At 70.5% G+C, this 19,146-nt stretch carries 21 protein-coding genes; 9 read left to right on the forward strand and 12 right to left on the reverse strand.

Annotation, left to right across the window (positions count from 1 at the left end; all coding sequences use genetic code 11):
• The 4 genes from ASD10_RS02590 to ASD10_RS02605 form a co-directional block, all read right to left on the reverse strand.
• On the reverse strand, positions 1-201 hold the full coding sequence (locus ASD10_RS02590) for a DUF3618 domain-containing protein (protein ID WP_056604165.1): 201 nt from the start codon (positions 199-201) through the stop codon (positions 1-3).
• A complete protein-coding gene (locus tag ASD10_RS02595; protein WP_200938116.1) occupies positions 198-617 on the reverse strand; it encodes a phage holin family protein in 420 nt (139 codons plus the stop codon). Before ASD10_RS02595 ends, ASD10_RS02590 begins: the two co-directional genes overlap by 4 nt.
• Positions 614-889 (reverse strand): hypothetical protein, encoded by a 276-nt coding sequence (locus tag ASD10_RS02600; RefSeq protein WP_157432415.1) that lies wholly within the window; start codon positions 887-889, stop codon positions 614-616. The genes ASD10_RS02595 and ASD10_RS02600 overlap by 4 nt, the downstream gene beginning before the upstream one ends.
• 80 nt (positions 890-969) lie before the next feature.
• Entirely contained in the window at positions 970-1,629 is a 660-nt protein-coding gene (locus tag ASD10_RS02605; protein ID WP_056604170.1) for an FMN-dependent NADH-azoreductase, read from the reverse strand.
• Positions 1,630-1,744: 115 nt separating this feature from the next.
• Here ASD10_RS02605 and ASD10_RS02610 point away from each other — a divergent pair, with 115 nt between their 5' ends.
• Entirely contained in the window at positions 1,745-2,248 is a 504-nt protein-coding gene (locus ASD10_RS02610; RefSeq protein ID WP_056604172.1) for a MarR family winged helix-turn-helix transcriptional regulator, read from the forward strand.
• A gap of 1 nt (position 2,249) precedes the next feature.
• On the opposite strand, the gene ASD10_RS02615 is transcribed toward ASD10_RS02610, so the two are convergent.
• The 4 genes from ASD10_RS02615 to ASD10_RS02630 all read right to left on the reverse strand — a co-directional run bounded on the left by ASD10_RS02615 (position 2,250) and on the right by ASD10_RS02630 (position 8,652).
• Positions 2,250-3,122, reverse strand: coding sequence for an oxygenase MpaB family protein (locus tag ASD10_RS02615; RefSeq protein ID WP_056604174.1), 873 nt, complete (start codon positions 3,120-3,122; stop codon positions 2,250-2,252).
• Positions 3,123-3,184: 62 nt separating this feature from the next.
• Complete coding sequence (locus ASD10_RS19580; protein WP_082555980.1) at positions 3,185-5,860, reverse strand: dipeptide ABC transporter ATP-binding protein; 2,676 nt, start codon at positions 5,858-5,860, stop codon at positions 3,185-3,187.
• A complete protein-coding gene (locus tag ASD10_RS02625) occupies positions 5,860-6,948 on the reverse strand; it encodes an ABC transporter permease (RefSeq protein WP_056604176.1) in 1,089 nt (362 codons plus the stop codon). Before ASD10_RS02625 ends, ASD10_RS19580 begins: the two co-directional genes overlap by 1 nt.
• Positions 6,949-7,020: 72 nt before the next feature.
• Complete coding sequence (locus tag ASD10_RS02630; protein ID WP_056604179.1) at positions 7,021-8,652, reverse strand: ABC transporter substrate-binding protein; 1,632 nt, start codon at positions 8,650-8,652, stop codon at positions 7,021-7,023.
• A gap of 525 nt (positions 8,653-9,177) precedes the next feature.
• Here ASD10_RS02630 and ASD10_RS02635 point away from each other — a divergent pair.
• Genes ASD10_RS02635 through ASD10_RS02655 form a run of 5 tightly spaced genes read left to right on the forward strand, consistent with a single transcriptional unit; the run spans position 9,178 to position 13,776 of the window.
• Complete coding sequence (locus tag ASD10_RS02635) at positions 9,178-10,704, forward strand: GAF domain-containing sensor histidine kinase (protein WP_162248817.1); 1,527 nt, start codon at positions 9,178-9,180, stop codon at positions 10,702-10,704.
• On the forward strand, positions 10,704-11,363 hold the full coding sequence (locus tag ASD10_RS02640) for a response regulator transcription factor (protein ID WP_056604183.1): 660 nt from the start codon (positions 10,704-10,706) through the stop codon (positions 11,361-11,363). Before ASD10_RS02635 ends, ASD10_RS02640 begins: the two co-directional genes overlap by 1 nt.
• A gap of 25 nt (positions 11,364-11,388) precedes the next feature.
• Complete coding sequence (glyA, locus tag ASD10_RS02645) at positions 11,389-12,666, forward strand: serine hydroxymethyltransferase (protein ID WP_056604185.1); 1,278 nt, start codon at positions 11,389-11,391, stop codon at positions 12,664-12,666.
• Positions 12,663-13,433: an SURF1 family protein gene (locus tag ASD10_RS02650; RefSeq protein ID WP_056604187.1), complete on the forward strand. Its 771-nt coding sequence runs from the start codon at positions 12,663-12,665 to the stop codon at positions 13,431-13,433. The genes glyA and ASD10_RS02650 overlap by 4 nt, the downstream gene beginning before the upstream one ends.
• Before the next feature lie 4 nt (positions 13,434-13,437).
• The gene (locus ASD10_RS02655; protein ID WP_082555981.1) at positions 13,438-13,776 is read left to right on the forward strand and encodes a DUF3817 domain-containing protein; all 339 of its coding nucleotides are present in this window, start codon (positions 13,438-13,440) and stop codon (positions 13,774-13,776) included.
• A gap of 4 nt (positions 13,777-13,780) precedes the next feature.
• On the opposite strand, the gene ASD10_RS02660 is transcribed toward ASD10_RS02655, so the two are convergent.
• Both ASD10_RS02660 and ASD10_RS19480 read right to left on the reverse strand, forming a co-directional pair.
• Positions 13,781-14,557, reverse strand: a complete 777-nt coding sequence (locus tag ASD10_RS02660; protein ID WP_056604190.1) for an enoyl-CoA hydratase/isomerase family protein — start codon at positions 14,555-14,557, stop codon at positions 13,781-13,783.
• Positions 14,554-14,688 carry a hypothetical protein gene (locus ASD10_RS19480; protein ID WP_255355092.1) on the reverse strand — a complete coding sequence of 45 codons (135 nt, stop codon included), beginning with the start codon at positions 14,686-14,688 and terminating at the stop codon, positions 14,554-14,556. Before ASD10_RS19480 ends, ASD10_RS02660 begins: the two co-directional genes overlap by 4 nt.
• A gap of 107 nt (positions 14,689-14,795) precedes the next feature.
• Here ASD10_RS19480 and ASD10_RS02665 point away from each other — a divergent pair, with 107 nt between their 5' ends.
• Complete coding sequence (locus ASD10_RS02665; protein WP_056604193.1) at positions 14,796-15,326, forward strand: peptidylprolyl isomerase; 531 nt, start codon at positions 14,796-14,798, stop codon at positions 15,324-15,326.
• Positions 15,327-15,329: 3 nt separating this feature from the next.
• A complete protein-coding gene (locus ASD10_RS02670; protein WP_056604196.1) occupies positions 15,330-16,163 on the forward strand; it encodes a rhomboid family intramembrane serine protease in 834 nt (277 codons plus the stop codon).
• A gap of 86 nt (positions 16,164-16,249) precedes the next feature.
• Here ASD10_RS02670 and ASD10_RS02675 read toward each other — a convergent pair whose 3' ends face one another.
• Complete coding sequence (locus tag ASD10_RS02675) at positions 16,250-16,495, reverse strand: cell division protein CrgA (RefSeq protein ID WP_056604199.1); 246 nt, start codon at positions 16,493-16,495, stop codon at positions 16,250-16,252.
• Between the two features lie 92 nt (positions 16,496-16,587).
• On the opposite strand from ASD10_RS02675, the gene ASD10_RS02680 reads away from it, so the two are divergent.
• Positions 16,588-17,316 carry a DUF881 domain-containing protein gene (locus tag ASD10_RS02680; RefSeq protein ID WP_056604202.1) on the forward strand — a complete coding sequence of 243 codons (729 nt, stop codon included), beginning with the start codon at positions 16,588-16,590 and terminating at the stop codon, positions 17,314-17,316.
• 30 nt (positions 17,317-17,346) lie between these two features.
• On the opposite strand, the gene pknB is transcribed toward ASD10_RS02680, so the two are convergent.
• A complete protein-coding gene (pknB, locus tag ASD10_RS02685) occupies positions 17,347-19,146 on the reverse strand; it encodes a Stk1 family PASTA domain-containing Ser/Thr kinase (RefSeq protein ID WP_056604206.1) in 1,800 nt (599 codons plus the stop codon).

Genomic DNA, 19,146 nt, shown 5'->3' on the forward strand with positions numbered 1-19,146 from the left:
TCAGCGGCCGCGCGGCCACACCAGCGCGGCCGCAGCCACGCCGGCGGCGAGCACCAGGGCCGCGGCGAACGGACGCTTGTCGGTGTCGGCGACCTTCTCCTGCGCCCGCGCCTTGACGTCGAGCTTGGCCGCGAGGGCGTCGACGGTCTCTCCGAGGTGCTCGCGGGTCTCCTTGATCTCCTGCTCGAGGTCGGAGCTCATCGGGACGTCCCTTCGTGGGTGGAGCCGTGCTTGGCGGTGCCGATGTCGGCCTTGACGCTCTCCACGCGGGCGGCGGGCGGGTCGCCCGCCGTGCTGATGCTGCCCTTGCCGAGGAGTGCGGCGACGCCTGCGGCGGCGAACAGCGCGACCGCGACGATCGCGGCGGCGATCCAGGGCGCCAGACCCTCGGCGATCCCCAGGATGGCCGTGGCGACCAGCGCACCGAGGCCGAACAGGGCGAGCGTCCCGGCGAGGCCGAACAGGCCCGCGCCGACGCCGACCTTCTTGCCGGTGGTGGCGAGGTCCTGCTTGGCCATCTGCAGCTCGTCGCGGATCAGGGTGGAGATGTCCTCCATGGCCTGCGTCATGAGCTGGCCCGTGGACGCCTCGCCGACGGGGGTGCGGTCGTCGCTCACGACGTCCCCATCCCCGGTGCGATCGTCGACGGCTGCTCGTTGGCGTGGTCGGAGGACGACACCTTCTCGGAGACCTTGTCCTTGACGGCGTGCCCGAGATCGGCACCGGCCTGCTTGGCCTGCGCCTGCACGGTGTCGGCGGCGTCCTGCACCTTCGGGTTGTTCCAGGTCCTGGTGGCCTGGGTCTTGATCTGCTCGTAGCGCTCGCGTCCGGCGCGGGAGCCCAGCACGTAGCCGGCTCCCGCGACGGCGAGCATGGTCAGCTTCTTCATGGTGAACCGCTCCTGCATCGTTGTCCGGGGCACGTCCCGTACCCCGTCACGGCGATTTGCCACGTGGTGACGGCGATCGGTCAGGCCGTGGCGCGCAGCTTGAGCGTGACGGAACGACCGCCGGCACGCGCGACGTCGTGCGACTCGGCGAGCTGGGCGCGGGCGAGGTCGACGAGACCGGCCATCTGCGGGGTGACCTCGGCGAGGGTCAGCTCGGTCTCGATGACGTCGAGGTCGAGACCGAACACGTCGCCGAAGATGCGGCGCAGGTAGTCGGTCGCGTGGTCCCAGCCGGCGCGGGGCGTGCCCTCGCCGTAGCCGCCACCGCGAGCGACGACGAGGAAGGCGGGCCGGCTGGCGACCGTGTCGGTGCCGGGCGCGAAGCGTGGGTCGGTGATGAGGGTGTCGATCCACGTCTTGAGGTGCGCCGACACGCCGAAGTTGTACAGCGGCGCCGCGACGACCAGCACGTCGGCGGCCTCGACCTCGTCGGCCAGCCCGGCGGCGACGGCGCGAGCCGCCTCCTGCTCGGGGGTCCACTGCTCGCGCGGCACGAAGCCGGCGAAGGCGGCGGTCGACCAGACGTCGGGTGCGATGGGATCGGCAGCGAGGTCGCGGTGCGTGACGACGGTGTCGGGCCCCTCGGCCTCGACGATCGACGACACGAGGGTGTCGGCGACGGCTCGGGTGACCGAGCCGTCGGTGCGGATGCTGGAGTCGAGCCGGAGGATCGTGGTCATGTCAGGTGCTCCTGGGGTATGGGTGGGTACATATAGTCTTGCACACAGATCATATGTTTCACAGACGATCGCTGATGACGACCATCTCGTAGTCCGGGGCGGATAGGGTGGAGGCATGAGCGAGACGGCCGGCGAGCGCGCGACGGAGACGGTCGACGACTTCGGCCAGGCCCTCGGCTCGTTGCTGCGCCGCTACCTCGACGGGGCCCGTGACGCGGCGGACGCCCTGCCGGGCGGTCCGCGCGGCTTCCAGGTGCTGGTCAACGCGTCGTCCGGCACCGACTGCAGCAACCAGGCCACGATCGCCCATCGGCTCGGCATCGATCGCACGGTCATGACCTACCTCGTCGACGACCTCGAGAAGGCCGGTCTCGTCGAGCGACGACCCGACCCCGCCGACCGGCGAGCGCGGCAGGTGGTGCGCACCGCCGCCGGCGAGGCGACGCTCGACGACGTCCGGCGCCGCATGGCAGCGGTCGAGGACGTCGTGCTGGGCAGCCTGTCGGCCGACGACGCCGTCGCGTTCAGGCGGCTCCTGGTCGCGGCCGCGGTGGGTGCACCGCCCACCGGCCACTCGATGTGCGACGTCGTGGGCGACGACCTCGCGGGAGGCTGCTGACCTAGGGCGTGTCCGCGCCCGCCGGCACGCCCGACCCCATAGCCCAGCGGATCGCGCCCGTCACGACGACACCGCTCGTGCGCACCGCGGTCGCCTCGGTCAGCGGCAGGTACGGCAGCCGCAGCGGCAGCCGGGTCCACCGCGGCATCATCGCGACGGCGGCCGCCGACAGCAGCCCGTACGGTCCACGCAGGGCGAGCGGCACGGGCGGGTGCACCAGGATGAAGCGGGCCGTCCGGCGGGCGGCGGGCGTGCCCTGCAGCTCGGGCCGGTACGACCGCATGACCTCGTCGAGCTCGGCGACGGTGTCGGGCACGTCGACGGCTCCGAGCGCGCGGGCGACGTGGGCCGTGTCGGCGACGTACGCGTCGCGCCCGCCGGCGTCGAGGCGGTGCGCGCCGTACCGGTCGTGGGCCCGCAGGAAGCTGTCGATCTCGGCCACGTGCACCCACCGCAGCAGGTGCGGGTCGGACGCCTCGTACGGGCGTCCGTCGGGCGCCACCCCGTTGATGCGTCCGTGCACGGCCCGCACGATGCGGATCGCGCGGTCGGCGTCCTCGATCGTGCCGAACGTCGTCTCGGCCAGGAAGGTGCTGGTGCGCTGCAGGCGTCCCCACGGGTCGCCGCGGTAGCCGGAGTGCTGGTCGACCGCCGCCATGGCCAAGGGGTGCAGCGACTGCAGCAGCAGCGCCCGCATGCCGCCGACGAACATCGACGCGTCGGAGTGCACACGTTGGATCGCCGAGTCGGGCCCGAACCGTCGCGGCCCCTCCGCGAGGTGGATGCGGTCGCGCCGCGCCGGCCCCTCCTCCCCCGCGACGCGCGCGAAGATGGCTGCCCCGACCCGTTCCTGCGCAAAACTGAACACGTTCACCTGTCGAGTGTCCCCCACGATCCAAGAACCGGCGCCTCGAGCACGCCGGCCCTCGGCACGGGTCAGCCGATCGGGGCGCGCTCGGCGCGGCGGCGCGCCTGCTCGATCGGGTCGGGCACGGGGACCGCCGCGATGAGTCGCTGCGTGTACGCCTCCCGGGGGTGGCTCAGCACCTGGTCGCGCGCCCCGATCTCGACCAGCTCGCCGTGCTGCATCACCGCGACGCGGTTCGCCAGCGTGTCGACGACCGCGAGGTCGTGGCTGATGAACAGGCACGCGAACTGCAGACGCTGCTGCAGCTCCCTGAACAGCTCGAGCACGCGCGCCTGCACCGAGACGTCGAGGGCCGACGTCGGCTCGTCGGCGATCAGCAGGTCGGGGTCGAGCGACAGCGCGCGGGCGAGACTGACCCGCTGCCGCTGGCCGCCCGACAGCTCGTGCGGGAACCGCTCGGCGTACGAGCCGCCGAGCTCGACGCTCTCGAGCAGCTCGGCGACCTTGGCGTCGATCTGCGACGACGTCAGCTCGGTCTGGACGTGCAGCGGCTCGGCGATGCACTGGCCGATCGACATGCGGGGGTTGAGCGACGACGCGGGGTCCTGGAACACGAACCCGAACCGCGAGCGCATCGAGCGCAGCTGGCGGTCGCTGAGGCCCGACACCTGCTGGCCCGAGACGTGGATCGTGCCGGACGTCGGCTGCTGCAGGCCCACCGTCGTGCGACCGACGGTCGACTTGCCGGATCCCGACTCGCCGACCAGGCCCAGCACCTCGCCCTTGCGGATCTCGAAAGAGACGTGGTCGACGGCCCGGAACGGCGGCTGTCCGAAGCGTCCGGCGAACTCGACGACGAGGTCGTCGACCGTCAGGACGACGTCGGTCGTCTCGTCGACCAGCCCGGGACCGTCCGAGCGGCCGAGGTGCGGGACGGCGTCGAGGAGCGCCCGCGTGTACGGGTGCCGCGGGGACGCGAACAGCTCGCGCGACGGCGCCTGCTCGACGATCGTGCCGCGATACATGACGACGACGCGGTCGGCCATGTCGGCCACCACGCCCATGTTGTGGGTGATCAGGACGATCGCGGTGCCGAGCCGCTCGCGCAGCGACAGCAGGAGCTCGAGGATCGAGGCCTGCACCGTGACGTCGAGGGCCGTGGTCGGCTCGTCGGCGATGATGACGTCGGGATCGCAGGCGATCGCCATCGCGATGACGACCCGCTGCTTCTGCCCGCCCGACAGCTGGTGCGGGTAGTAGCCGACGCGCTCCTCGGGGTCGGGCATGCCGACCATCTCGAGCAGCTCGACGGCGCGGGCGCGGGCGGCCTTCTTCGAGATCTTGCGGTGCGCCTGCAGCCCCTCGATGATCTGCCAGCCGACCGTGTAGACCGGGTTGAGCGCCGTGGCGGGCTCCTGGAACACCATCGAGACCCGGTCGCCGCGGATGGGCTGCAGGCTGCGGTTCGACAGCCCGAGCAGGTCGCGGTCGCCCAGGCGGGCCGAGCCGGTCACCTCGGCCGTCGAGGGCAGCAGGCCCAGGACGGCTCGCGAGCTGACGGACTTGCCGGAGCCGGACTCGCCGACGACCGCGACCACCTCGCCCGGGGCGACGTCGAAGCTGATGCCCTTGACGGCCCTGACCTGGCCCGCGTCGGTGCGGAACGACACCGCGAGATCGGTCAGCGACAGCGCCGCGACCCGCTTCTCGCCGGCGTCGGTCCCTGCGTCTGTCCCTTCGCTTCGCTCACGGTCGGCCGCTGGCGGCCTCCCTAGGGACCGGTCGTCCGTGGCACCGTCGAGCGCGGCGAACTCCTGCTCGATCTCGGCCTGGTCGGCCTCGGTCGTGTCGGCGCCGCGGGTGCGCAGCAGCGGGTTGAGGATGTCGTTGAGGCTCTCGCCCACGAGCGTCGCGCCCAGCACGATCAGCACGATCGCCAGACCCGGGAACACTCCCGTCCACCAGATGCCCGACGACGCGTCCGGCAGCGCCTTGTTGAGGTCGTAGCCCCACTCGGCGGCGGCCGACGGCTCGATGCCGAAGCCCAGGAAGCCCAGCCCGGCGAGGGTCAGGATCGCCTCCGACGCGTTGAGGGTGCCGATGACGGGCAGCGACGACGAGACGTTCGAGAAGACGTGCTTGCGCAGGATGCGGGGCGTCCGCACGCCGACGACCTTGGCGGCGTCGACGTACGGCTCGGCCTTGACCGACAGCGTCGCGTTGCGGATCACGCGGTAGTGCTGGGGCACGAAGACGACGGTGATCGAGATGGCCGCCGCGAGGATGCCGCCGATCGCGCTGCTGTTGCCGCCCGACAGGACGATCGAGACGACAATCGCGAGCAGCAGCGACGGGAACGCGTAGAGGGCGTCCATGACGAGCACCAGGACGCGGTCGAGCCAGCCGCCGAGGTAGCCCGAGACCAGGCCGAGCGGCACGCCGACGACACCCGACAGCACGACCGCCAGGACGATGACCTCGACCGCGGTGCGGGCTCCGTAGATGACGCGCGACAGCACGTCGGTGCCGCCGACCGTCGTGCCGAACCAGTGATCGGCCGACGGGCCCTGCTGCGTCCCGAAGACGACGCCGTTGGCGCGGTCGGCGTTGAAGTCGTACGGCGCGAGCCACGGGGCGAAGATCGCCACGAACACGAACAGGAACACCAGGCCGAAGCCCAGCAGGAGCATGAAGCGCTGCAGCCCGTGGGACTGCCGGACGACGCCGGGGACGAATCGAGACATCAGAACCTCACTCGGGGGTCGACGAACGCGACGATGACGTCGATCAGGAAGCTCATCGCGCCGACGATCAGGGCGATGACGGTCACGATGCCCTGCACGGCCAGGAAGTCGCGGCGGATCAGGTACTCCGACAGCTGGTAGCCCAGCCCCTTCCACTCGAAGGTCGTCTCGGTCAGGATCGCGCCGCCCAGCAGCAGGGCGACCTGCATGCCCATGACGGTCACGACCGGCACCAGCGCGTTGCGGAAGGCGTGCTTGTTCATGACGCGTCGCTCGGAGATGCCGCGGGCACGGGCCGCCGTGACGTAGTCCATCCGCAGCGTCTGCAGCAGGTTGACCCGCACGAGCCGCAGGAACACGCCGCCGGTCAGCAGGCCGAGGGCGATCGCGGGCAGCATCGCGTGCTTCAGGACGTCGCCGATCAGCGCGGGGTCTCCCCACAGGATCGCGTCGACGATCATGATGTTGGTGCGCGGGTGGACGTCCTGCAGCGTCAGCTCGGTCGCGATGCTGGCGCGTCCCGAGGACGGCCAGCCGAACGGCGTGAAGGCGAGCTTGAGCAGCAGGCCCACGAAGAACACGGGTGCCGCGTAGACCAGGATCGAGAACAGCCGCAGCAGGACGTCGGGCACCCGGTCGCGGTAGCGGGCCGCGAGGCGTCCGAGCGGGACGCCCACCGCGAACGCCACGACCAGCGACCAGAAGGCCAGCTCGAGCGTCGCCGCGCCGTTGACGACGAGGATGTCCGAGACCTTGCGGTTGTCGGTCAGCGTCGTGCCGAAGTCGCCGCGGAACAGCCCGGACACGTACTCCCAGTACTGCGTCAGGATCGGCCGGTCGAGGCCGGCGTCGGCCTTGCGCTCGGCGATCTGCTCGGCCGTCAGACGTCCGCCGAGCGCGGCCTGGATCGGGTCGCCGATGACGCGCATCAGCACGAACACCATCGTGACGAGCACCCAGATCATCGGCACGAGCAGCGCGAGTCGCACCAGCAGGTAGCGGGCCAGGGGGCTCAGTGGTCCGCGACGCCGGCTCGGTGGACGCGCACCGGCGGGTTCGAGCGGTGCCAGGACTTCGGCGGTCGACATGTGGTCCTCTTCTTCGTGGTGGTCTCATGCCGAGGAGGGGCGGACCCGACGGGCCCGCCCCTCCTCAGGTGGTCACTTCGACAGCGAGGTGAACCGGAACTTGAACGACGGGTCGAGCGTCTCGTCGAGACCCTTGACGCCGTCGACGCCGATCGCGACCTGCGAGCCGGTCAGCAGCGGCAGGTAGGGCACCTGGTCGGCCAGGCGCTCCTGGATCGCGCCCAGCGTCGCCTCGCGCGACGCCTTGTCGGCGTCGGTGCGCTCGCTCTCGAGCAGCTTCGTCATCTCCGGGTCGGCGAAGTCGGAGTCGAGGTCGTTGTAGTGCGAGTTGGTGAAGTTGCCGCTCTTCTCCTTGTCGTACGGGCTGAGGAAGGGCGACAGGTAGTTGTCGGCGTCGGGGAAGTCCGGGAACCAGCCGAGCTGGAACACCGGGTACGCGTCGGCGTTGTACTCCTCGGAGTACGTGACCCACTCGGTCGACTGCAGGTCGACCGTGAACAGCTTGGTCGCCTCGAGCTGACGCTTGACCGCCGCGTACTCCTCGCCCGAGCTCGAGCCGTAGTGGTCGGGGTTGTACTGCAGCTTGATGTCGACCGGCGTCGAGACGCCCGCCTCGTCGAGGAACTGCTTGGCCTTCGTGGCGTCGGGCGCGTCGCCGTAGGCGTCCTTGAACGCCTCGGTCGCGCCGGTCTGGCCGTCCGGGACCATCGAGTACGCCGGGGTGAAGGTGTCCTTGTAGACCTGCGTCGCGATGTCGGCCCGGTCGATCGACGAGGCCATGGCCTTGCGGATCGCGAGCTTCTGCTCCGGCGAGTCGCCGGGCATCGTCTCGAGGTTGAACGTGATGTAGCGCAGCTCGCCGCCGTCGCCGGTGACGACGTTGATGCCGTCGGTCTTCTCGAGGTCGGCGATGTCGGTCGGGGTCAGCGACCGGTACGCGACGTCGATGTCCTTGTTCTTGATGTCGAGCTTCAGGTTCTCGGGCTTGGCGTAGTACTTCATCGTGACCGATGCGGTCTTCGGCTTCCCGTACGTGCCCTGGTAGTCGGGGTTGGCCTTGAACTCGGCGAGCTGGTTCTTGGAGTACTTCGCGATCGTGTACGGGCCGGAGAAGCCGGCGGCCTTGACGGCCGCGTCGTCGTCGAGCACCTTGTCGGCGGGGTAGGTCTCCTCGTCCACGATCGGACCGGCGGACGTCACCAGGATCTGCGGGAACGTCTGGTCGTTCGGCGCGTTGAGCGTGAACGTGACGGTCGAGTCGTCGGTGGCCTCGACGCTCTTCATGGCGCCCAGCAGCGACGAGGGGCCGCTCGGGTCGTTGATCGCGACGATGCGGTTGAACGAGAACGCGACGTCGGAGGCGGTCAGCTCGTTGCCGTTGGCGAACGTCAGACCGGGCTTCATGGTGCACACGTACGTCGTGGGGGTGTCGAAGTCGCACGCCGACGCGGCGTCCGGCGTCGGGTCGGTGCTGCCGGCCGGGAAGTTGAGGAGGTACTGGTAGACCTGCGTCTGGACGTTCAGCGAGCCGTTGTCGTACGAGCCCGCCGGGTCGATCGAGACGACCTTGTCGGTCGTGCCGACGATGAGGCCCGCTCCCGAGTCGCCGTCACCGCTGTTGTTCCCTGCTCCGCAGGCTGCGAGGGCGACCCCGGCCAGTGCGGACACCGCGGCGAGCGCGGTCCCCCGACGGAAGATGGTCATTGGTCTCCTATGAGTCGAGCCACCCACCCGCGGCGGCGACGGTCGTCCACATGATGGGACAGGTGGTCCGCACGCTACACGCGCCGGGACGGGAGGTGCGGTCCGCGAAGATTGCAGTTCGGTGACAGACGCAACCGTCTGCGCCGCGCGCCCATGACGAAGGCCCCCGTAGCGCGAGGCGCTGCCGGGGGCCGTGACCGCGACGCGGGAGAGCGTCGGGTCTCTTCTCGTGTCGTCCGGGTCGGGCTGCCGGGAGAGGTGCCTCGACCCAGGGTCTGGACGGAGGGAGATCCGCACGGACCACGGCGGGAGAGCCGGGATACGACTGAGTTCGTACTCCCATGGTGACGGCTCGGTCGGGGCAGCGGCAGGGACCAATGTCCTCATGATCTTCGGCGAAGGTCGCTAAAGTCGAGACCTCAGGTCCCGTCGACCGTAGGCTGGTACTCAGGGAGTGTGTTCATGCCGGGGAGTGCCAAGGTGGCGTCCGAACGTCTGCGAGGTGTCCTCGAGGCCGTCGCGACGATGTCGTCTGACCTGTCCCTCGAGGGGCTGCTCGACCGGATCCTGCGCCAGGCCGGCGACCTCGTCGACGCCGAGAGCGGCTTCCTCGACGTCCTCGACCGGCGGTCGGACCGGCGGATCGGCACCTTCGCGGCGTACAACGTCCCGGGGGTCGTCGACCAGCAGCACCCCGGACGGCAGCTCCTGGTCGACCTCCTCGAGCAGCCCGACCCGCGGGTGCGGCGCGGCATCGCCGGCAAGGGCGAGGGCAGCGCGTTCATCGGCGTCCCGATCAGGATCCACAACTTCGAGTTCGGCAACCTGTACCTGATCGGCAAGCGGTCGGGCCACGGGTTCACGCACGAGGACGAGGAGGTCGCGCAGGCCATCGCCTCGGCGGCCGGCGTCGTCATCGAGAACGCCCGGCTGCACGAGCGCGGCGGGCGACAGCGCCTGTGGCTCGAGGCGGCCAGCGAGATCACGACGTCCCTGCTCTCGCCGATCTCGCGCCACACCGCCCTGCAGCTCGTCGCCGATCGGGCCCGCCTCGTGTCGGCGGCCGACTTCGTCGCCCTGCTGATGCCCGACACCTCCGACAGCCTCGTCGTCGAGGCCGTCTCGGGACGTCCCGCCGACGGCGTGCTGGGCGAGGCGATCCCGCCCAGCGGCACCCTCGTGGGCGAGGCGGCCCGGCTCGGCCAGACGATCGTCGTGCCCGACACCGAGCTCGACCCGCGGTACCAGCGCCACAAGACCCCGGCCTGGCCCGACCTCGGATCGCTCATGGTGCTGCCGCTGCGCGGCGGCGAGGAGACCGGCGTGCTGATCGTGGGCTGGATGAAGGGCCACCAGACCGACCGGTGGGAGCTCGACCCCGTCGTGCCGCAGGGCTTCGCGAACCAGGCGGCGCTCGTGCTGCAGGTCGCCCGCGCGCAGGAGGACCAGGCGCGTCTCGCGGTCTTCGAGGACCGTGACCGGATCGGCCGCGACCTGCACGACCTCGTCATCCAGCGGCTGTTCGGCATCGGCCTGATGCTCGACAACACGACCAAGCTCATCGCCGAGCCCGCCGCGGTCGAGCGCCTGTCGTCGGCGATCGACGACATCGACCAGACCATCAAGGACATCCGGCGCACGATCTTCGCGCTCAGCTCGACGACGCAGGCCCACGACCTGCGCGCCGAGCTCGAGCTCGTCGTGCACGACGCCGCCAAGCTGCTGGGGTTCACGCCGCACCTCACGCTGTCGGGGCCCGTCGACAGCATGGTCCCCGACGACGTCCGCGACCCCCTGCTGGCGGTGCTGCGCGAGGCCCTGTCGAACATCGTCCGTCATGCGAGGGCGTCCCGCGTCTCTGTGGAGGTGGGAGTCGGTCACGACATCTGTCTCGAGGTCCGCGACGATGGTCGAGGACTGCGACCCGGGTCGCCCGGCAACGGGCTCCGCAACATCCGCGAGCGGGCGGAGCTGCTCGGCGGGACCTGCACCGTCACGGGCGAGGCAGACCAGGGCACGACCGTGTCGTGGACCGTACCGAGGAGATCTTGATGAGTGCCGCACCGATCAGACTGTTCCTGCTCGACGACCACGAGGTCGTCCGCCGCGGGCTCAAGGACCTGCTCGACCAGGAGGACGACATCGAGGTCGTCGGCGAGTCCGGGCTGGCCCAGGACGCCGTCGCCCGCATCCCGTCGATGAAGCCCGACGTCGCGGTGCTCGACGCGCGCCTGCCCGACGGCTCGGGCATCGAGGTGTGCCGCGACATCCGCTCGCTCGACCCCTCGATCGCCGTCATCATCCTGACGTCGTACGACGACGACGACGCGCTGTTCGCCGCGATCATGGCCGGAGCGGCCGGCTACGTCCTCAAGCAGGTGCGCGGCACCGATCTCGTCGAGGCCGTCCGCCGCGTCGCGAGCGGCCAGTCGCTGCTCGACCCGGCCGTCACGCAGCGCGTCCTGCGCCGCATCCGCGAGGGCGAGCCGGCCGAGGACCCCCTGCAGTCGCTGACCAAGCAGGAGCGCCGCATCCTCGACCTGATCGGTCAGGGCCTGACCAATCGGCAGATCGCCGGCGAGATGTTCCTGGCGGAGAAGACCGTCAAGAACTACGTCACGCAGCTGCTCTCGAAGCTGGGCCTGGAGCGACGCACCCAGGCGGCGGTCCTCGTCACCCGTCATGCCGGGATGAACCCGCGCAAGTCGTGACGGCGCGACCGTTATCCTTGGTGGCATGAGCCACGACCAGCACCTGTCCGAGTTCGACCCCGACATCGCAGCGCTTCTCGACGCCGAGCTGCATCGTCAGCAGTCGACGCTCGAGATGATCGCCTCCGAGAACTTCGCGCCCGTCGCGGCGCTCGAGGCGCAGGGCAGCGTGCTGACCAACAAGTACGCCGAGGGCTACCCCGGCAAGCGGTACTACGGCGGCTGCGAGTTCGTCGACCAGGTCGAGACGATCGCGATCGACCGCCTCAAGCAGCTGTTCGACGCGGGCTACGCCAACGTCCAGCCGCACTCGGGCGCGACGGCCAACGCCGCGGCCCTGCACGCCATCGCGACGGTCGGCGACACGATCCTGGGTCTCGACCTGGCCAACGGCGGCCACCTGACGCACGGCATGAAGCTCAACTTCTCGGGCAAGCTGTACAAGCCCGTCGCCTACCACGTGGTGCCCGAGACCGGTCTGGTCGACATGGACGAGGTGCGCTCGCTGGCTCGCGAGCACAAGCCCCAGGTCATCATCGCCGGCTGGTCGGCCTACCCGCGGCAGCTCGACTTCGCGCTGTTCCGCGAGATCGCCGACGAGGTCGGCGCCAAGCTGTGGGTCGACATGGCGCACTTCGCGGGCCTGGTCGCGGCGGGCCTGCACCCCAGCCCCCTCCCCCACGCGCACATCGTCACCACCACGACGCACAAGACCCTCGGCGGTCCTCGCGGCGGCGCGATCCTGACCAACGACGACGAGGTCGCCAAGAAGATGCGGTCCGCGGTGTTCCCCGGCCAGCAGGGCGGCCCGCTCGAGCACGTCATCGCCGCGAAGGCCGTGGCCTTCAAGATGGCCCTCGAGCCCGGCTTCAAGGAGCGCCAGCAGCGCACGATCGAGGGCGCGCAGATCCTGGCGTCGCGCCTGCTGGCCGACGACATGACCGCGGCGGGCGTCAAGGTCCTGAGCGGCGGCACCGACGTCCACCTGGTGCTGGTCGACCTGCGTGACTCCGAGCTCGACGGCCAGCAGGCCGAGGACCGGCTGCACGAGGCCGGCATCACGGTCAACCGCAACGCCGTCCCCAACGACCCCCGTCCGCCGATGGTGACGTCGGGCCTGCGCATCGGCACGCCGGCGCTCGCGACCCGCGGCTTCGGCGCCGAGGAGTTCACCGAGGTCGCCGACATCATCGCCGCGGCGCTGCAGCCCGGCGAGGTCGACCTCGAGGGCCTGCGCAAGCGGGTCACGGTGCTGGCCGAGCGCTTCCCGCTCTACCCGGACGTCACGCCGTTCACGGCGTGACCACCGTGCGCCCCGAGACGAGCAGACCCCCCGTCAAGGCCTGGTTCACGCCCGGCCTGATGGGCCTGCACGTCCTCGGGGTGGTCGCGGTCGTGTTCTGCGTCCTGATGGGCCTGTGGCAGATGGGCGTGTACGACTCGCGCCAGCACGACGAGCAGGCCGACAAGCGCGAGGTGCCGCGCGTCGCGCTGACCGACCTGTGGACGCCCGACACGCCGTTCACCCGCGACCTGAACCACCGGCCCGTGACGGTCGAGGGATCGTTCGCCCCGGCGGACGAGCAGATCTGGGTCACGCCCAAGGAGCTCGACGGACGCGACGGGGCGTGGCTGCTCGCACCGCTGCAGGTCGCCGGCGGCGACACCCTGCTGGTCGTGCGCGGCTGGTCGTCCGAGACCGGCGCCTTGCCGGACGTCCCGGCCGGCCGCGTGGTCGTCGAGGCCGTCCTCGAGCCGGGCGAGCCCGCCGAGGCCGGTGCCCGGTCGTTCGACCCCGACGAGCGGACGATCGGCGCCGTCCGGATCCCCAGCCTGATCAACGAGGTGCCGTACGACCTCTACTCGGGCTTCGCGATCAGCACCGACCCGGCGACCGCCGGGTCCCTCGACCTCGTGCCGCCGCCGCAGCCCGACGACGTCTCGTGGACCGTCGGCCTCAAGAACCTCGCCTACGCGATGCAGTGGTGGGTCTTCGGCCTGTTCGCGGCGTTCATGTGGTGGCGCATGTGCACCGAGACGATCGCCGCCAGGCCCGCGAAGGTAGCCTGAGGTCGTGAAGAATCCTCGCGGTCCGTTGCTTCCGTACCAGGTGCTGGCGACGATCGTCGGCCTGAACCTGATCTTCGTGTTCACGGCCGCGTTCGCCCAACGACTGACCGGCGACGGCTCGTGGTGGAACCGCAACGAGACGCTGATCCTCGTGATCGACCAGGTCCACGGCCTGCTGTTCATGGCCCTGCTCGTGGTGATCGCCGTGCTGGCCACCCGCAACAAGTGGAAGCCCGTCTTCACCATCACGACGATGCTGCTGGCGACGATCCCGTTCGTCAGCTTCTGGGCGGAGCGGCGCACGACCCTCAAGGTCAACGCCGACCACCCCGCGATCGCCTGACGGTCTAGCGGCCCTCGAAGGTCGCCCGGCCGGGGCCGTTCGTCAGGAACGACTCCATGCCGTGCTGCAGGTCGTCGGTGTCGAACAGCTCGGACGCGATCGCGGTCGTGTGCTCGATCGCCTGCGGCACGCCGCCGGCCTCGAAGTGGCGCAGGATGTCCTTCGCCGCGCCGAACGCCTTCGTGGGGCCGACCGCGATCGACCGGACGAACGACAGCACCGCGTCGTCGAAGCCCTCGACCGGGAGCACCCGGTTGACGACGTTCCAGCGCTCCATCGTCGCCGCGTCGTAGAGGTCGCCCGTGAACACGAACTCCTTCGCGCGACCGACGCCGGCCCGCGCCGCGAGCCGCTGCGTGCCGCCCATCGTGGGCGTCAGGCCGATGACCCGCTCGACCAGGCCGAACTTCGCCTTCTCGCTGGCCAGGATGATGTCGCACGCGACCGCGACCTCGAAGGCCCACGTGAGCGTCAGGGCGTGGGCCGCGAAGAACGTCGGGAACGGCATGGCGTCGATCCGGGTCGGCAGCTCGAGCATGCGGTCGTACAGGGCCAGCGTCTCGGCCTTGGTCCTGCGCGCGTGGAACTGGGCGACGTCGACGCCGCCCGAGACGATCTTGCCCTCGGCGCGGATCAGCAGCGCCCGCGGCGGATCGGCCATGACCTCGTCGAGCGCGACGTCGAAGGCGTCGTGCAGCTCGAGGGAGTAGAGGTTGACGGGTGGCTCGCTGAACGTCAGCACCGCGATGCCGCCGTCGACCCGCTCGACCGTGACGCTCATCGACGCACCTCCGCGGGATCGTAGGAGCCGCCCTTGTCGGCGACCGCGGCCCGCAGGGCGAGCAGGGCGCCGACCAGCAGCGTCAGCAGGAACAGGGTGCGCAGGCGGTGGGAGCCCGAGGACGTCGACATGCGCTCACGATAGCCACCGGATCGGTGGACCGCCGCCCCGCCAGCCGCCCGACGGAAGTTGGCCGGACGTGAAAAGATGGGGTCACCACACCGAAAGGATCCCCCCTGTGGCCTCGCAGCTCACCGCGACCTTCTCGACCAACCATGGCGACATCGTCGTGAATCTCTTCCCCGACCACGCCCCCAAGACCGTCGACAACTTCGTCGGCCTCGCCGAGGGCACCAAGGAGTTCGTCGACCCGGCCACCGGCCAGGTCGCGACCAAGCCCTTCTACGACGGGCTCGGCTTCCACCGCATCATCGCCAACTTCATGCTGCAGGGCGGCGACCCGCTCGGCACCGGCACCGGCGGCCCGGGCTACACGTTCGAGGACGAGTTCCACCCCGACCTGCGCTTCGACAAGCCGTACCTGCTCGCGATGGCCAACGCCGGACCGGGCACGAACGGCTCGCAGTTCTTCATCACCCTCGTGCCGACCGACTGGCTCAACCGCAAGCACACGATCTTCGGCGAGGTCGCCGACGACGCGAGCCGCGCCGTCGTCGACACGATCGGCAAGGTCTCGACCGACGGCTTCGACCGTCCGGCGCAGCCCGTCGTGATCGAGAAGCTGACGATCGCCCGCTCCGAGGGCTAGGTCGTGAACCTCCCGGCGGAGGACTATCGCTGCTACAACCACCCGGACCGCGAGGCCTACATCTCGTGCCAGCGGTGCGAGCGGCTGATCTGTCCGGACTGCATGCGAGACGCCTCCGTCGGGTTCCAGTGCCCCTCCTGCATCGCGGAGGGGGCCAAGACCGTCCGCCAGCCGACGACGCTGGCCGGCGGAGCCGTTTCCGGCCGCGAGGGCCGGGTGTCGATGATCCTGATCGGCATCAACGTCGCGGCCTACGTCGCGCAGCTCGCGACCGGCGACCGCGCCGGCGACGTCTACCAGCAGGGAGCCCTGCAGGCGTACGTCACCGCCGACGGCGATTACTGGCGTCTGCTGACCTCGGCCTTCCTGCACGGCAGCATGCTCCACCTGCTGTTCAACATGTACGCGCTGTACCTGTTCGGGCCGTTCGTCGAACGCGCGCTGGGCACGGCGCGATTCGTCGTCGCCTACCTCACGTCGGCCCTCGCCGGCTCGATCGTGGTGTACCTGCTGGCCGATCCGGCGACCGTCACGATCGGCGCCTCCGGTGCCGTGTTCGGGCTGTTCGGCTTGGCCCTGATCTTCCTGCTCAAGGCCAAACAGGACGTCCGCACCCTGCTGGTGCTGCTGGCGATCAACGCCTTCATCAGCGTCGCGGGCCCCAACATCAGCTGGGAGGGGCACCTCGGCGGCTTCGTCGCGGGAGTCGCCCTGGGAGCGGTGTTCGCCTACGCGCCGCGCGACCGCCGCACGCTCGTGCAATCACTGGCGATCGGCGCGCTGTGGATCGTCATGATCGCCGCCTTCGTGCTGCGGACGATGCAGCTCACGCCCTAGCGGCGGGCCGGGGCGCACGTCGTCGTCAACAGCTGTGCACACAGATGTGGATAACTACACCCGTGTAATTCAGCGAGGAGCGGTGGTCACTCCCACTTCATGGCGAAGCCGAAGGCCGCCACGATGAAGCCCATGCCGATCACGAGGTTCCAGTTGCCGAGATCGGCGTACCACTGCAGGAACGACGGGTAGTCGATCGTCTGGCCGTTCAGCACGTAGAACACCACGATCCAGACCAGTCCGATGAGGGCCGAACCGACCATGGCGGGGCCCGCCCAGCGGTTGCCGATCTTCTGGGCCTGCGGGCCCTTGGGGGCCTTGTCTCTCGCCACGACGTCTCCGGTGGGTTGGTGCGGCGCGAGGGCCGCATCGGTGGGTGCTCACGGGTAGCCTAGTCGTCGACCGGGCACGGGAGGAGTGCGGCATGGCCAAGACAGGCACCCACGCGCTGCGCCGACGACCGCTCCTGGTGCTCGGCGTGTTCACCGCGACCGGCCTGCTGTTCGCGGCGGCGTCGATCAGCGCCGACGGCGACGACCTGCGACCGTCCGGCGGTGACGTCGGCTCGCTGCTGCGCGAGCGGTCCGACCGCATCGACTCCCGGCGCGACGACGCGCAGGCGCTGCGCGCCCAGATCGACCAGCTGTCGTCCGGCGTCGGCGGCGACGACCTCGACCGGCTGCGCGAGCGCGTCGACGACCTCGAGCCCGCCACGGGGCTCACGGCGATGAACGGACCCGGCATCCGGGTCACGCTGACCGACGCCCCCCGCACGGGCAAGGATCCCGACATCGATCCCAACCTGCTGGTCGTGCACCAGCAGGACATCCAGGCCTACGTCAACGCGTTGTGGGCTGGTGGCGCCGAGGCGATCTCGCTGCAGGGCCAGCGGCTCATCTCCACCACGGGCATCAAGTGCGTCGGCAACACCGTCGTGCTCGACGGCGTGCCCTACTCGCCGCCCTACGTCATCGAGGCGATCGGCAACGTCGGCGGCATGTACCGCGCGATGGCGCAGTCGCCCGAGACGTCCACGTACGCCGACTACTCGCGCAGCTACGACCTGGGCCTCGAGATCGAGCAGCTGCGCCAGGTCACGGTCAAGGCCTACGCCAACCCCGTGTCCCTGACGCACGCCCGCCTCGCCGGCTGAGTCGGGCCCGACCCCACTCAGCCGCCGGACTCAACCGCCCAGGGTGTCCGGGACGTTCGGGTCGCCGTCGGTGGCCGGCGGCGTGGGTGTCGTCGGCGTCGGGGTGTCGGGCTTGCGCGACACCGTCAGTGTGATGGTCGAGCCGATCGAGACCCGCTGGCCGCTGGTGGGCGACTGGCGGACGACGGTGCCGGCGGGCTCCGTGGAGTTCGGGTCCTCGGTGACCTCGTACTTCAGGTTGAGCTCGTCGAGGGCGTCCTGGGCGTCCTGCTCCATCTGGCCGACCAGGTCGGGGACGGTGGCCTGACCGCGCGAGACGATCAGCTTGACGGTCGAGCCGGCCTCGACCTCGCTACCGCTGAACGGGTCGGTGTTGAGCACCTGGTCGCGCGGGGCGTCGCTGTCCTGCAGCTCCTTGGTGACCTGGAGCCCCAGGCCCTCGAGGGTCTCCTTGGCACGGTCGTACGTGTAGCCGGACAGATTGGGGACGGGGACCGTCTCGGGGCCGGTGCTGACGACCAGGTTGACCGTCGAGCCCTCGTCGAGCTGCGTGTTGGCGGGGGGATCGGTCTCGATGACCTGGCCCTCCTCGACGTCCGCGCTGGCCTGCTCGGTCGTGTCGCCGACCACGAAGCCGTCGTTGGTCAGGGCTCGCGTGGCGGTGTCTACGTCCTGGCCGGTCACGTCGGTGACGGCGACCTGCGTCGGCGGCGGCGGCTCGTCGGAGTCGAACGCCCCGGTGAACCACAGCACGCCGGCGATCGCCGCGATCAGCACGACCGCGAGGGCGCCGATCGCCCACCACTTGCCCGACTTGTCGTCCTCGTCCTCCGGATCGGGGGTGGCGCGGCGCGAGCCGGCGGCGGCGCCGGCAGCCGCGGCCGCGACGACCGGGGCGACCTGCGTCGCACCCGGCACGACCGAGGTCGCCGACGTCGGGGCGTCGACCGAGTGACCCGCCAGGACGCGCTCGAGGTCCTTGCGCATCGCGGCGGCGCTCTCGTAGCGGTCGTCGACGCGCTTGGCGAGGGACTTGGCCACGATGTTGTCGATCGCCTGGCTGACGTCGGGGTTGAGCTGCGACGGGGGCTTGGCCTCCTCGCGCACGTGCTGGTAGGCGACCGACACGGGGCTGTCGCCGATGAACGGCGGACGTCCCGTGAGCAGCTCGTACAGCAGGCAGCCGGTGGAGTAGATGTCGCTGCGGGCGTCGACGGTCTCGCCGCGCGCCTGCTCGGGCGACAGGTACTGCGCCGTGCCGATGACGGCGGCGGTCTGCGTCATGGCCGACGACGTGTCGGCGATGGCGCGCGCGATGCCGAAGTCCATGACCTTGACCTGGCCGGACGGCGTCAGCATGACGTTGGCGGGCTTGATGTCGCGGTGGATGATGCCGGAGCGGTGGCTGTAGTCGAGCGCGCTGAGGATGTCGGCGGTGATCGACAGGGCCCGCTCGGGCAGGATCTTGCGACCGTTCTCGGCGCCGCGCATGATGTCGCGCAGCGTCTGGCCCTCGACGTACTCCATGACGATGTAGGGCACGTGGCTGCCGTGCTTGTCGATCGACTCGCCGGTGTCGTAGACCGCCACGATCGACGGGTGGTTGAGCGCCGCGGACGACTGCGCCTCGCGGCGGAACCGGGCCTGGAACGTGTCGTCGGCCGAGAGGTCGCCGCGCAGCTGCTTGACCGCCACGGTGCGACCCAGACGCAGGTCGCGACCGACGCGCACGTCGGCCATGCCGCCACGACCCAGCAGCCCGCCGAGCTCGTAGCGGTCGCCCAGGCGGACCACGCCGTCGGTGGCCTCGGTGTCGCCGGAATCGGTCAT

Origin of the sequence: Aeromicrobium sp. Root472D3 (assembly GCF_001426485.1) — a bacterium.
Classification (GTDB): Bacteria; Actinomycetota; Actinomycetes; order Propionibacteriales; family Nocardioidaceae; genus Aeromicrobium.